Origin of the sequence: Novosphingopyxis iocasae, from assembly GCF_014334095.1 — a bacterium.
GTDB classification, from domain to species: Bacteria; Pseudomonadota; Alphaproteobacteria; order Sphingomonadales; family Sphingomonadaceae; genus Novosphingopyxis; species Novosphingopyxis iocasae.
Window position 1 is genome coordinate 2,254,850 of sequence record NZ_CP060495.1, and the last position, 14,267, is coordinate 2,269,116.

At 65.0% G+C, this 14,267-nt stretch carries 11 protein-coding genes; 6 read left to right on the plus strand and 5 right to left on the minus strand.

What is annotated here, in order from left to right:
• The 4 genes from H7X45_RS10785 to H7X45_RS10800 all read left to right on the plus strand — a co-directional run bounded on the left by H7X45_RS10785 (position 1) and on the right by H7X45_RS10800 (position 4,464).
• On the plus strand, positions 1 to 951 hold the full coding sequence (locus H7X45_RS10785) for an FAD binding domain-containing protein (RefSeq protein WP_187334878.1): 951 nt from the start codon (positions 1 to 3) through the stop codon (positions 949 to 951).
• 14 nt (positions 952 to 965) lie between these two features.
• Positions 966 to 3,164, plus strand: coding sequence for an aldehyde oxidoreductase molybdenum-binding subunit PaoC (gene paoC, locus H7X45_RS10790; protein WP_187334879.1), 2,199 nt, complete (start codon positions 966 to 968; stop codon positions 3,162 to 3,164).
• A gap of 82 nt (positions 3,165 to 3,246) precedes the next feature.
• The gene (locus H7X45_RS10795) at positions 3,247 to 3,480 is read left to right on the plus strand and encodes a hypothetical protein (RefSeq protein ID WP_187334880.1); all 234 of its coding nucleotides are present in this window, start codon (positions 3,247 to 3,249) and stop codon (positions 3,478 to 3,480) included.
• 114 nt (positions 3,481 to 3,594) lie between these two features.
• Complete coding sequence (locus H7X45_RS10800) at positions 3,595 to 4,464, plus strand: 3-hydroxyacyl-CoA dehydrogenase NAD-binding domain-containing protein (RefSeq protein WP_187334881.1); 870 nt, start codon at positions 3,595 to 3,597, stop codon at positions 4,462 to 4,464.
• 22 nt (positions 4,465 to 4,486) lie between these two features.
• Here H7X45_RS10800 and H7X45_RS10805 read toward each other — a convergent pair whose 3' ends face one another.
• The gene (locus H7X45_RS10805; RefSeq protein ID WP_246449438.1) at positions 4,487 to 4,876 is read right to left on the minus strand and encodes a metallopeptidase family protein; all 390 of its coding nucleotides are present in this window, start codon (positions 4,874 to 4,876) and stop codon (positions 4,487 to 4,489) included.
• Positions 4,864 to 5,469, minus strand: a complete 606-nt coding sequence (locus tag H7X45_RS10810; protein ID WP_187334882.1) for a DUF3617 domain-containing protein — start codon at positions 5,467 to 5,469, stop codon at positions 4,864 to 4,866. Before H7X45_RS10810 ends, H7X45_RS10805 begins: the two co-directional genes overlap by 13 nt.
• 100 nt (positions 5,470 to 5,569) lie before the next feature.
• Here H7X45_RS10810 and uvrB point away from each other — a divergent pair, with 100 nt between their 5' ends.
• Positions 5,570 to 7,747: an excinuclease ABC subunit UvrB gene (uvrB, locus tag H7X45_RS10815; protein ID WP_187334883.1), complete on the plus strand. Its 2,178-nt coding sequence runs from the start codon at positions 5,570 to 5,572 to the stop codon at positions 7,745 to 7,747.
• 172 nt (positions 7,748 to 7,919) lie between these two features.
• Entirely contained in the window at positions 7,920 to 8,246 is a 327-nt protein-coding gene (locus tag H7X45_RS10820) for a hypothetical protein (RefSeq protein WP_187334884.1), read from the plus strand.
• Here the strand turns inward: H7X45_RS10820 and H7X45_RS10825 are convergent.
• From H7X45_RS10825 to metH, 3 genes are all read right to left on the minus strand, one after another.
• Entirely contained in the window at positions 8,243 to 10,408 is a 2,166-nt protein-coding gene (locus H7X45_RS10825; RefSeq protein WP_246449439.1) for a protein-disulfide reductase DsbD family protein, read from the minus strand. The two genes, H7X45_RS10820 and H7X45_RS10825, sit on opposite strands and share 4 nt — an antisense overlap.
• Positions 10,409 to 10,454: 46 nt before the next feature.
• Positions 10,455 to 11,399, minus strand: coding sequence for a right-handed parallel beta-helix repeat-containing protein (locus H7X45_RS10830; protein ID WP_187337119.1), 945 nt, complete (start codon positions 11,397 to 11,399; stop codon positions 10,455 to 10,457).
• A gap of 140 nt (positions 11,400 to 11,539) precedes the next feature.
• Positions 11,540 to 14,173, minus strand: a complete 2,634-nt coding sequence (metH, locus tag H7X45_RS10835; protein WP_187334885.1) for a methionine synthase — start codon at positions 14,171 to 14,173, stop codon at positions 11,540 to 11,542.
• Between the last annotated feature and the right edge of the window lie 94 nt (positions 14,174 to 14,267).

Consider the following 14,267-nt stretch of genomic DNA (forward strand, 5'->3'; position numbering starts at 1 on the left):
ATGAAAAGCTTTACCTATGAACGCGCGGGCGATCCCGCAGCCGCGGCCAAGGCCGTTGCCACCCATCCAAATGCCAAGTTCATCGCCGGGGGCACCAATCTCCTCGATCTCATGAAGCTGGAGATCGAGACGCCCGCGCATCTCGTCGATGTGCAGGATCTGGGACTGGATCGGATCGAAAAGACCGACGATGGCGGGCTTCGCATCGGCACGCTGGTCAGCAACACCGCGCTGTCCGCCGACAAGCGGGTGCGCGAGGATTATGCCGTGCTCACCCGCGCGATCCAGGCGGGCGCGTCCGGCCAGTTGCGCAACAAGGCAACGACCGGGGGCAATCTCCTCCAACGCACGCGCTGTTCCTATTTCTACGACACCAACATGTCCTGCAACAAGCGGCGGCCGGGCAGTGGATGCTCCGCCATCGGCGGCTCTTCCCGCCAACTCGGCGTTATCGGCACGTCGGACACCTGCATCGCGACCTATCCGGGCGATATGGCGGTGGCCATGCGCCTGCTCGATGCGGTGGTGGAGACGGTGAAGCCGGACGGTGCCCGGCGCGCCATTCCGATCGCGGATTTCCACCGCCTGTGGGGCGATACGCCGCAGATCGAAACCGCGCTGGAGCCGGGCGAAATCATCACCCATGTGCGCCTGCCGAAGCCGCTGGGCGGGCAGCATTTCTACCACAAGGTGCGCGACCGCCGGTCCTATGCCTTTGCGCTGGTCTCCGTGGCCGCCATCGTCATGCCGGACGGCACCGGCCGCGTCGCCTTTGGCGGCGTCGCGCCCAAGCCCTGGCGCGTGGAGGAAGCCGATGCGCTGATGCCGCAGGGCGCCAAAGCGGTGGTCGCCCGCGCCTTTGCCGGTGCCCGGCCCACCGAGGACAACAAGTTCAAGATCCCGCTCGCCGAGCGCACGCTGGCCGGCGTGCTCGCGGACGCGAAGGCCTGAGAGGAGCGAATCCCATGGAATTCAACGCACCCGCAGGCGACAACCTGTTCGACAATGCCAAGATCGTCGGCAAGTCCACTCGCCGGATCGACGGCCCGCTGAAGACCAGCGGCCTGGCCCCTTACGCCTATGAACGCCACGATGTCGCGGCCAACCAGGCCTATGGCTGGGTGGTCGGCTCCGCCATTTCGAAGGGGCGCATCAAATCGATGACCCTGGACGATGCGCGCGCCGCGCCCGGCGTGATCGCCGTCGTCGCGGCGACCGAGCATGAGCCGGTCGGCAGCAGCAATTTCAACATGGCGCCGCTGTTCGGCGGACGCGATGTCGCGCATTATCATCAGGCGATTGCCGTGGTGGTGGCCGAAACATTCGAGCAGGCCCGTGCCGCCGCCGCCCTGATCCGCACCGATTACGAGCGCGCGAAGGGCGTCCATTCGCTGGAAAAGGTGAAGGCTTCGGCCAAGGTCGGCAAGGGCTATGGCGGCGAGGACATGCGTGAGACGCGCGGCGATTTCGACACGGCCTACGCGTCCGCCCCCGTCACCATCGACAGCCAATATACGACGCCGGACGAAAGCCATGCGATGATGGAACCGATGGCGACCATCGCCGCCTGGGACGGCGACAAGCTGACGCTCTGGACGTCGAACCAGATGATCAACTGGTCCAAGCAGGCCATGGGCAGCATCCTGAAGATGCCGGCGGAAAACATCCGGGTGGATTCGCCCTATATCGGCGGCGGTTTCGGCGGAAAGCTGTTCATCCGCGCCGATGCGGTGATGGCCGCCTTGGGTGCCAAAGCAGCCAAGCGCCCGGTGAAAGTGGCGCTGCAACGCCCGCTGATCGCCAATAATTGCACGCATCGCCCCGCTACCATCCAGCGGCTGCGCATCGGCGCGGGCGAGGACGGGACGATCAGCGCGATCGCCCATGAATGCTGGTCCGCCAATATCACCGGCCAGGGCGGCGAACATGGCACCGCGCAGACTCCCAAACTCTACGCCGGGGACAACCGATTGGTCGCATCCTATGTCGGGCAGATCGATCTGCCCGAAGGCAATGCCATGCGCGCGCCGGGCGAAGCGGTCGGCCATCTCGCGCTGGAAGTGGCGATGGACGAAATGGCGGAGAAGCTGGGCATGGACCCAGTCGAATTCCGCATCGTCAACGAGCCCAAGACGCTGCCGGGCGATCCGTCGATCCCGTTTTCGGAACGGCATCTCGTCCGCTGCCTGCGCGAAGGGGCGGAGCGCTTCGGCTGGTCTTCCCGCAAGGCCGAGCCCGGCGCAACGCGTGAGGGGCGCTGGCTGAAGGGCATGGGCGTGGCCGCGGGCTATCGCGGTGCGCCGACGCAGAAATCGGCGGCGCGGGTGCAGCTGTCCGAGGACGGCCGCCTCACCGTGTTCACGGACATGACCGACATCGGGACCGGCAGCTACACCATTATCGCGCAGACCGCGGCGGAAAGCCTCGGCCTGCCGCTGGACCGCGTGCAGGTAGAACTGGGCGATTCGAACTATCCCGTTGCCGCCGGATCGGGCGGCCAATGGGGTGCGGCCTCCTCCACCGCGGGCGTCTATGCCGCCTGCGTCAACCTGCGCCGCAAGATCGGCGAAGCGCTCGGGATCGACGGCGATCAGGCCACCTTCGCGGACGGCTCGATCACATTGGGTGAGCGATCCGCAAAGCTGACCGAAGCGGGCGCTGTGTCCGCGGACGGTGAGATGGACTTCGGCAAGTTCCAAGAGGATTACGACATCGGCACCTATGCGGGGCACTTCGTGGAAGTCGCGGTCGACGCCTATACCGGCGAAACCCGCGTCCAGCGGATGCTTGCGGTGTGCGATGCCGGACGCATCCTCAACCCGCTATCCGCGCGCAGCCAGGTGATCGGCGCGATGACCATGGCCGCGGGCTCCGCATTGATGGAAGATCTGCATGTGGACGAACGCTTCGGCTTCTTCGTGAACCATGATCTGGCGGGTTACGAAGTGCCCGTACACGCGGACATCCCGCATCAGGACTGCATCTTCCTCGACACGCTCGACCCCGTCATCTCGCCGATGAAGGCCAAGGGCGTGGGCGAGCTGGGCATTTGCGGACCCGGCGCGGCGATCGCCAATGCGATCTACAACGCCACCGGCATCCGCGTGCGCGAATATCCGCTGACGCTGGACAAATATCTCGATCAGCTACCGGCGATCGCCTGACGAAGCGGCGGGGCGCGCCTGCCCCGCCTTTTCGCCTTGTCGCGAACGCACCATTAACCGCGCGCATGCGATACACCGCGGCATGCTCTTCGGACCGCGCCTCAAAACCGTGTTCGCCAGCCGCTGGAATGCCTTGTTCTGGTCGCTCGGCGTACTGTTGACCGCCTGGTGCACCGTGCCCGCGGCGGACGAGGCGCGCCGTGCGCCCGCCGATCAGGCGGCCAAGGCGGCGGCGGCGAAGGATACCGCCGCGATGGTCGAGGAGCGGCGCGAAGCGTTCGAACGCGCCCGGCGGCTGGAACAGGCCGCGCGCTAGCCACCGTCCCGCCCCCGCTTTCCTCCGGCGCGCTTGTCCCGACATCGCCTATCTTATAGGCGGTCGGCAAGAGATCGGGCCGGGATCGCGGCCACGGGCGAAGGAGACATAGGCATGAACAGCGTAGGCATTATCGGCGCAGGGCAGATGGGCGCAGGCATCGCGCAGGTGTCCGCCGCAGCGGGCTACCGCGTGTTCCTGGCCGATGTGAGCCTGGAGGTCGCCGAAAAGGCCAAGGCGGATATCGGCAAGCGCCTATCCCGCCTGGTCGAAAAGGAGAAGATGGAGGCGAAGGCCGCCGAAACCGCGCTCGGCCGGATCGAGCCGGTCGGCTCCTTCGAACCGATGGCAAGCGCAGGGCTGATCATCGAGGCGGCGACCGAGCGCGAAGAGGTGAAGCGCACCATATTCGCCGAAGTCGGCAAGGTGCTGGGCCACAAGGCGGTGCTGGCGTCCAACACCTCCTCCATCCCGATCACGCGGCTCGCCCAGGCCTCGCCCGATCCGGAGCGCTTCATCGGCGTGCACTTTTTCAATCCCGTGCCGGTGATGGACCTGATCGAGGTGATCAAGGGCCTCGCGACGTCCACCGAAACGGTTGAGACCGTGCGCGGCTACGGCAAGGCGCTGGGCAAGCAGATGGTGTTCGCCAACGACGCGCCGGGCTTCATCGTGAACCGCATCCTGCTGCCGATGCTGAACGAGGCCTGCTTCGCGCTGGGCGAAGGCGTCGCGAGCATCGAGGATATCGATACCGCCTGCCGCCTGGGCCTCAACCATCCGATGGGGCCGCTGACGCTGGCCGATTTCATCGGGCTCGATACCTGTCTGGAAATTACTCGCGTGCTGCACGAGACGACGGGCGATCCCAAATACCGCCCCGCGCCGCTGCTGGTGAAATATGTCGAGGCGGGCTGGTACGGCCGCAAATCGGGCCGCGGCTTCTACGACTATAGCGGCGATACGCCCAAGCCGACGCGCTAAACGCGCTGCTGCGGGGCGGGGCTCAGGCCTCGTCCTCCAGCGCGTGCATGTCATCGTCGGACAGGCCGAAATGATGGCCCATTTCGTGGATCATAACATGGTGGACCAGCCGCTCCACCGGAATGTCCCGCTCGCGTGCCTCCGCCAGGATCGGCAGGCGGAAGAGGTAGATTCGATCGGGCGTGCCGTCCGACACGTCCCAGACGCTTTTGTTGTCGATCGGCCGGCCGGTATAGAGGCCCGATAGCTGCATCGGATGGGTCAGCCCCACTGATTCGAGCATTTCCTGCGTTGCCAGATCCTGCACCCGCACGACCACATCGCCCAGATAGCGGCGGAATTCTTCCGGAAGATTCGCGAGCGACCGCAGCGCGACCGCCTCCATCGCCGCCTCGTCCATCAACCTTCGCACGATCCGGTGCGCGTGCCGGTCAATTTGCCCGCCAGCTTGATCTTGCCGTTCGGGCTGTTCAGTACCTGGTTCGCCATAGCGAGTTCGAAGTTTTCCGGCTTCAGTTCCCCCTGCATGTCGGTGCGCATCCGGCGTCCACCCTCACCGCCGCAGGTCATGCTGATGGTGGTGAAATCGCCGCTCTGGCTGAATGTGTCATAGCTGCAATCGCTATTGGTATCGTTGCCGAAAAACTCCGGATCGGGCCGCCCGGCCTGATCGGCAGGCAGGCAATGCGCATATTCCTGGGTGGTGCCCTTCAGCGATTGGAGCGGCGCGCGCAGCGGTTCCGGCGCGTCGGGCGCATCGATGCTGGTGACGGTGAAACGCAGCTTCCACAGGCCCGGCTTCAGCTTGTCGGATAGGGTCTGGACCATCGCCTCCTGATTGGCGGCGCTTTCTTCCGGGCTCGCCCGCTCAGGTGCGGCGACCTCGGGCGCCGCGGCGCTGCTGTCCGCCGCCGACGCTGCATCCGTGCTTTCCTCCTTGCCCGAACAACCGGCGAGGGTGGCCAGAGCGGCCGCGGCGGCAAGGAAGACGGCATGGGATTTCATTGTGCAACTCCGGTCGGGATCGGGCCGCTTTAGATAGGCGCGTGCTTCCGCCGTGCCTAGCCGCCTTGGCAGCGGGCCCCGCCACCCACATATAGGCGCGATGGCAGAACTGGTGATCCGACGCGGGCTGGAAGAGCCCGAGACCGACGAGAATTTCAAGCCGCACAAGCCGGTTCGCCCCGAAAAGGCGGAAGGCGGGCAGAAGTTCAAGCTCGTCAGCGAATATGAGCCGTCTGGGGATCAGCCCACCGCCATCGCCGAACTGACGGAAAGCGCCCGCGATGGCGAGGCGACGCAGGTGCTCCTGGGCGTCACTGGCTCGGGCAAGACCTTCACCATGGCGAAGGTGATCGAAGAACTGCAGCGCCCGGCGCTGGTGCTGGCTCCCAACAAGATCCTCGCCGCGCAGCTTTACGGCGAGTTCAAGAGCTTCTTTCCCGAGAACGCGGTCGAATATTTCGTCAGCTATTACGACTATTATCAGCCCGAAGCCTATGTGCCGCGTTCCGACACCTACATCGAGAAGGAAAGCTCGATCAACGAGGCGATCGACCGGATGCGTCATTCGGCTACGCGCGCGCTGCTGGAACGCGACGACGTGCTGATCGTGGCTTCCGTTTCCTGCCTTTACGGCATCGGATCGGTCGAGACCTATTCGGCGATGGTGTTCGACATCAAAAGGGAAGACACGGTCGACCAGCGCGAGCTGATCCGCAAGCTCGTCGCCCTGCAATATAAGCGCAACGACACCGCCTTCGCGCGCGGCAATTTCCGTGTGCGCGGCGATACGCTGGAGCTGTTCCCGTCGCACTATGAAGACATGGCCTGGCGCATCGAATTTTTCGGCGACGAGGTGGAGTCGATCAGCGAGTTCGATCCGCTGACCGGCAAGAAGGGCGCGCAGCTGGACAAGGTGCGCGTCTATGCGAACTCGCACTATGTCACGCCCGGCCCGACGATGAAGCAGGCCGCCGAGGCCATCAAGTTCGAGCTTTCCGAGCGGCTGAAGGAGCTGGAAGCGGAGGGCAAACTGCTGGAAGCGCAGCGGCTGGAGCAGCGCACCAATTTCGATCTGGAAATGATCCACGCCACCGGCAGCTGCAACGGCATCGAAAATTACAGTCGCTTCCTCACCGGCCGCCTGCCCGGCGAGCCGCCGCCGACCCTTTTCGAATATCTGCCCGATAACGCGCTGCTGTTCGTCGACGAAAGCCATCAGACGGTGCCGCAGATCGGCGCGATGGCGCGCGGGGACCATCGCCGCAAGCTGACGCTGGCCGAATATGGCTTCCGCCTGCCGAGCTGCATCGACAACCGTCCGTTACGCTTCAACGAATGGGACGCGATGCGCCCGCAGACTTTTGCGGTGTCCGCCACGCCCGGGAAGTGGGAGATGGAGGAGACCAGCGGCGTCTTTGCCGAGCAGGTGATCCGCCCCACCGGGCTGATCGATCCGCCGGTAGAGATCAAACCGGTCGAGGAACAGGTCGACGACCTGATCAACGAGGCGCGCATCACCGCTCAAAAGGGCTATCGCACCCTCGTCACCACGCTCACGAAGCGCATGGCCGAAGACCTCACCGAGTTCATGCACGAGGCCGGGATCAAGGTGCGCTACATGCACTCCGACGTCGAGACGCTGGAGCGTATCGAGCTGATCCGGGATCTGCGCATGGGCGTGTACGACGTGCTCGTCGGCATCAACTTGCTGCGCGAGGGGCTCGACATCCCCGAATGCGGGCTGGTCGCGATCCTGGACGCGGACAAGGAAGGCTTCCTGCGCTCCGAAACCTCGCTGATCCAGACCATCGGCCGGGCCGCCCGTAATGTCGACGGGCGCGTGATCCTCTACGCCGATCGCATCACCGGATCGATGGAGCGCGCGCTGGCCGAGACCGACCGGCGGCGCGAAAAGCAACTCGCCTATAATGAAGAGCACGGCATCACGCCGAAGACGATCCGCAAGAATATCTCCGACATCGTGGCCTATGCCAGCAAGGACGATCGCGCAAAGGCGTCCAAGGACGAGCCCGAAAGCCTCGTGGGCCACAATCTGCGCGCCTATATCGAGGATCTGGAGAAGAAGATGCGCACCGCCGCCGCCGATCTGGAGTTCGAGGAGGCCGGGCGCCTGCGCGACGAGATCCGCAAGCTGGAGGCCGACGAACTCGGCCTGCCAGGCGACGAACAGGTCGCCGCACCGCGCGGCCGCGCCACCGAGGGACGGCCGGGCACGCGCAAGATGCGATACGGCAAGACCCAGCGGAAAATGAGCTGAGGGCCGCCCGATTATTACTGCGTTACGATAGCGTAATTTTATTGCACGCGTTTGCAGTGACTTCCGGGCATGACCACCAATCCGGGGTTGATGGGGTCGGCCGTGGTCGGCAGATGGGGAGAGGGGGGCGATAGTTCGGTCGCGTCTGACGACCTGGAGTTTGAATTTTTTAATGGTATCCAATCCCCCGCGTTCCCATACGGGCGCGCCCAATGCCCGGCTTATCGATTTCGACGAAGCGGTGATCAAAACCGGTCCCATGGGAAGCACGCGCTTCCTTCGCGTGCGCGGCACCCTTCCCGAAGATGGCCTGGGCGTGAAGCTTGCGCCCCGCATCTACGCGACAAAGCCTGATTACTGGGTGATCGAAGTGGCCGCGCCGATATCGCGTGACGTGACCGAGCGCGCTTTCGAAGTATCTATTCCGATTGACGGGGTTACCGGCACGAAGGGAATTATCGTGCGCGGACACACCCACGAAGTGCAGTTCGAAAGCTAACGCGCCGCCAGATCGATCAGCATATCCTGGCTCAGCAGCTGCGGTAGCTCTTTCGGCTCTCCGCCGCCTTTCGGGTAGAACAGATAAAAGGGCACGCCCGCCCGGCCATGCGCGGCCAGGAATCGTGCGATGGCCGGATCGCGGCGGGTGAAGTCCCCGCTCATCACCGCAACATTGCCCCGTTCGAACGCGCGGGCCACGCCCTCCCGCTCGATCGCGGCAGCCTCGTTCGCCTTGCAGGTGACGCACCAATCAGCAGTGAAATAAAGGAAGATTGGGCGCCCCTCGGCCTGCAGTTGCGCCAGTCGCGCCTCATCGAACGGCAGCGAATTGCTGCGGCCATTGTGCGCAGCAAAACTTCTCTCCGGAGCCGCCGCGACCAGCGCAGGGGGCAGCAGCAGAACCGCCAAAGCGCCTGCCGCCAGCAGCGGCACCGCGCCCGCGCCGCCGCGCTGACCGCGACCCAGCAGCAGCAGAATGACGAGCATCGCCACCGCCGCGACGACGCCCGCGATTATCAGGTTCGGGCCGCCCAGACGCCATAGCAGCCAGCCCAGCGCCAATGCGGTCAGCGCCATCGGCAGCGCCATCCATTTGCGGAAGGTCTCCATCCATGCCCCCGGCTTGGGCAGCCAGCGGCGCAGCGTGGGCACGAAGCCGATGGCAAGGAAAGGCAGCGCCAGTCCGATGCCCAGCCCCGCGAACAGCAGCAGCGCGGCCGGAACGGGCAGCAGGAGGGCCGCGCCCAATGCGGCGGCCATGAACGGCCCGGTGCAGGGCGTGGCGACGAACGCAGCGAGCGCGCCGGTCCAGAAGCTGCCGCTCATCCCGCCCGATCGCGTCAAACGATCACCGACTGCGAGGCCGGGCACGGTGAACATACCCAGCAGGTTGGCGACGATCCCCACGGTGAGCAGGAACAGCGCCACCACCACGGCCGGCTCCTGCAACTGAAACGCCCAGCCCACCGCCTCACCGCGCGCGCGCAAAGCGAGCAGCAAACCGCCCAGCGCCAGGCAGGCTAGGATCGCCCCTGCGCCATAAGCCAGCGCATCGCGGCGCGCCTCGGCCTCGCCGATGGCCGCGCGGCTCAGGCTGATCGCCTTCAGGCCCAGGATCGGGAATACACAAGGCAGGATATTGAGGAGCAGGCCGCCAAGCAGCGCCGCGCCAAAGCTTAAAAGCAGCGTAGGCGCATCGGCGGCGGCGGGATCGGCACTGCCGGCCAGTGGCACTCCCCCGGTCGGCACGGCCCCCGGCGCGGCGGAGATGGAAAGGCCGGTGCCGTCTCCCAGCGCCAGCAGTCCAGAAACGTCCTGGGGCGATGCGCCCGCCGCCCTGGTCTCCATCACCAGCCGGTCACCTACGCGCGAAAACCGCTGGGGCGCGGCGTAATCGACCATGCCGTCGGCGCTCGCAAAGAAATGAGGTGCCGGCGCGGCGGCAGCGGCTGGAAAGGGGATGGCGAGCCGCAGCATGCCGTTCGCCACCTCGAACGTTGCGGGCCGATCGAGCGGCGTCGGCAGGGCCGATCGGAAGCGGTCAAAGCTTGCGGTGGCCGCCTTTCCGCCCGGACCCGCAACCAACGTCGTTTCGAAATGGCCGGTTTCCGGCACGCAAATCTCGTCGGTACAGGCGAGCCATTGCGCATCCAGACCAATCGGCAGCCGCGTGCCCGGTGCGACGCTCTTGTCCAGCATCAGATCGAACAGCAGCGCATGCGGCCCTTCATAAACATGGTTCATCAACCCCGCGATCGTCAGCGTCTGCGGCACCGGAAACTGCGCTTCGCCCAGCGTCACGCCCTTGGGCAGCGTCCATTTCAGATCGATCCCGAAGCCCGCATCGCCGGGATTCGACCAGTAGCCATGCCAGCCGGCATCCGGCTTAAACGAGAGCGCCAGCGTATCACCACCGCCGGGCGCGACCTTGCCGTTCTCGGCCAGCAACGCCCCCTGGATGTGCGTGGCGTTGCTGCCCTGCGCATGGACCGGGGCCGCCACGCAGAAGGTGGCCGCGAGCGCGATCAGCAGCAACGCCGCAAGGGCCGCGCCGATGCGAACGAAAGGTCGCAAATGTAACGGGACACCCCCGGAAAATTCGGTCGGCCCGTGTCCTGCCATCGATGAACGGAACAGAGCGGCGGTCGGTCGGGCGGTCATGATGCGCCCCCTATACAGGCTGCCCGCCGCGTAGGACAGCGCCGCCTCAGCGCCGCTCGAACGGCTTCAGCTTCGGCCCCAGCCGGTTTGCGCCAAGCTGCACCCGGTCTCCCGACCAATCGGCCAGGAAGGTCGTGGTGCGGTCGATGCCGGGGCCGACGCGCGCATCGTTGTTGCGCACGATCAGCCCGTTGCTCGAATGCTCCTTGCCCTCTGCGGCGACGGCGATGAAGGCGGAGTAATTCTCCTTGTCGCGTCCTTGCACAAAGACATTGCCCTCGATCACCCCGGTGGAGCCGTTGGGCAGATCGATCATGTAATTGGTGGCGCGCCCGCGCGTATCGTCAAAGCTCGAATCGGTCACCGTCGTGCGGCGTGCGCGACTTTTCACATAATGGCCGCCATTGCCCTGCTGAAAACGGCTGCGCGTGACGCTGAGCGATCCGTAATCGCCGATGTAAATGCTGTGCGCGCAGGACAGCCCCCGGTCGCACCGGCCAAGGCCGGAAAAGGTGGAGCGGTCGATGCGGATGGCAGACGAAGGGTCGTCGGCGGTGAGGATGCCCTGCTCGCTATTGCGGAAATAGCTGTTGGAGACGTTGAGATTGCCCTGCTCCAGCCGGATTCCCGCGCCGTTGCCGTCGGCAACCGCCATATTCTGGAAGATGATGCCGTTCACCGTAGCGGCCCGTCCGCGCAGGATGAGCGCGGCCTTATCCTCGCAGATCCCGCCGTCGAAAATCGCCTTGCCGGGCACCGCCGCGCGATACGTCACCGCGCCGCCTTCCTGAACCGCGCAATCACGATGCACGCCGGGGGAGACCAGGATCGTGCCCGTGCCATTGCCGATCGCATCGACCGCGGCTTGCAATGATCCGTAGCCGCGCCCGCTCTCGGCGACGCTGTAGGGCGCAGTAGTTTGCGCAGCGGCAGGCGCCGCAGTCATCAAGGCGAGAGCGCAAAGGGCGAGGCGGGGCATGGTGCGGTTCATGGGACGGGCCGATAGCATGGAGGGGGCGATGGCGACGAACAGCTTAACCATGACTGAAACGCCGCGTTCCAAGACGGGACGAAGGAGGCGGCAAAAGCTGCGTCATTGCGAACCGGAGGGGACGCGATGACACGGCTTTCTTACTCGTTCAAATTCGGCCGCAGCCACTGGCGCGCCTGGTCGATCGAAACGCCGCGCCGCGCCGCATAATCCTCCAATTGATCGTCCCCGATCCGCGCCACACCGAAATAGTCCGCGTCAGGATGGCCGAAATACATGCCCGACACTGCCGCGGTGGGATACATGGCGAAGCTCTCGGTCAGCGTGATGCCCGCGACATCGCCCGCATCGTCGCCCAGCATATCGAACAGGATGGGTTTCAGGCTGTGGTCCGGGCAAGCGGGATAGCCGGGCGCCGGACGGATGCCCCGATATTCTTCCTTGATCAGCGCTTCGTTGGTGAGCTGCTCACCGGGCGCATAGCCCCACAGATCGGCACGGACGAGCGCATGCATCCGCTCGGCCATCGCCTCAGCCAACCGGTCGGCCAGCGCCTTCAGCAGGATGTCCGAATAATCGTCATGCGCGGCCTGGAATTCCTTCGACTTCGCCTCGATGCCGTGGCCCGCGCACACCGCGAACCCACCGAACCAGTCGCCCGTAGGATCGATGAAATCGGCCAGGCACATATTCGCGCGACCTTCGCGTTTGGGCACCTGCTGGCGCAGCATGGGCAGCGCCACGTCCTGCCCGCCTTTCGGAGAGGATTGTACGATCACATCGTCGCCATCGCGCGTGCAGGGCCACAGGCCGACCACCGCCTTCACGCGCAGCCATTTCTCCTCGATGATCCGCTCGAGCATCGCATCGGCATCGCGCTTCAGGTTGCGCGCGCTTTCGCCGACGATTTCGTCGTCGAGAATGGCGGGATAGGTGCCCGCCAGTTCCCAGGCGCGGAAGAAAGGCGTCCAGTCGATATAATCGCGCAGGTCCGCGATCGGCCACTCGTCGAACCGGTGGATGCCGGGCTTTATCGGCGCATCGGGCTTCAACGCGAAATCCGTCGGGAAGGCGTTGGCGCGCGCTTCTTCCAGGCTGGCGAGCTTCTTCGCCACCTTGCCGCCGCGCGCGACGCGCACCGCCTCATAATCGGCGCGAATACCGGAGAGATAATCGTCTAGGCCGGTATCGCTCACCAGATTGGTGGCGACGCCGACGGCACGGCTGGCGTCGATCACATGCACGGTCGCGCCCGAATAGGCGGGCTCGATCCGCAGCGCGGTGTGCGCCTTGCTGGTCGTCGCCCCGCCGATCAGGAGGGGCAGCTTCAGCCCCGCCTTTTCCATCTCTTCGGCCACTGTCACCATCTCGTCGAGAGAGGGGGTGATGAGGCCGGAGAGACCGATCATGTCCGCATCATTCTCGTTCGCGGCCTGCAGGATCGTGGGCCAGGGCACCATCACGCCGAGGTCGATCACCTCGAACCCGTTGCACTGCAGCACCACGCCGACGATGTTCTTCCCGATATCGTGGACGTCTCCCTTCACGGTCGCCATCACGATCTTGCCCTTGCCCTTGGACTTCTCGTCCTTTTCCGCCTCGATATAGGGGAACAGGTGGGCGACGGCCTTCTTCATCACGCGGGCGGATTTCACCACCTGCGGCAGGAACATCTGGCCCGATCCGAAGAGGTCTCCGACCACGTTCATGCCGTCCATCAGCGGACCTTCGATCACCTCGATCGGGCGCCCGCCGGCTTCCTTCACCGCGACGCGCATCTCCTCGGTATCGTCCACGATATGCGCATCGATGCCTTTGACGAGCGCATGTTCCAGGCGCTTGGCGACCGGATAGCCGCGCCATTCTTCGGCCGCCTTTTCCGCTGCCGCATCCTTGCCGCGATAGCTTTCGGCCAGCTCGATCAGCCGCTCGGTGGCGTCGTCACGGCGGTCGAAGATCACATCCTCGCATGCTTCGCGTAAGGTCGGTTCGATCTGGTCGTAGATATCGAGCTGCCCGGCGTTGACGATCGCCATGTCCAGCCCGGCGGGGATGGCGTGATAGAGGAACACGCTGTGCATCGCACGGCGCACGATCTCGTTACCGCGGAAGGAAAAGCTGAGGTTCGACAGGCCGCCGGAGAAGTGCGCGTGCGGGCAGCTGACCGAGAGGTGCCGCACCGCCTCGATGAAGTCGATCGCATAGCGGCGATGTTCGTCGATGCCGGTGGCCACGGCAAAGACGTTGGGATCGAAGATGATGTCCTCGGGCGGAAAACCGTTCGCGGTCAGCAGCTTGTAGGCGCGCTCGCAAATCTCGATCTTGCGCTCCTTCGTGTCCGCCTGGCCGGTCTCGTCGAACGCCATGACGACGGCGGCGGCGCCGTAGGAGCGGCACTTGGCGGCGGCTTCCAGGAAGAGTTCTTCGCCCTCCTTCATCGAGATAGAGTTCACGATCGGCTTGCCCGACACGCATTTCAGGCCCGCCTCGATCACCTCCCATTTCGAGCTGTCGATCATGATCGGCACGCGCGCGATGTCCGGCTCCGCCGCGATCCGCTTCAGGAAGCGCGTCATCGCCTCCACCGCATCGAGCAGGCCTTCGTCCATGTTCACATCGACGATCTGCGCGCCGTTTTCGACCTGATCGCGCGCGACCTCGACCGCGGCTTCATAGTCGCCGGCCAGGATCAGCTTCTTGAAGCGCGCCGAACCGGTGACGTTGGTACGCTCGCCGATATTGACGAAATTGGCGGAGGAGGAGGTCTGGGTCATGATATAAATCCGTTAGCCCTGAGCCTGTCGAAGGGCGTCCAGCGCATGCGAGAAACGGGCTTCGACAGGCTCGGCCCTGACGGTTTCAAAAGAA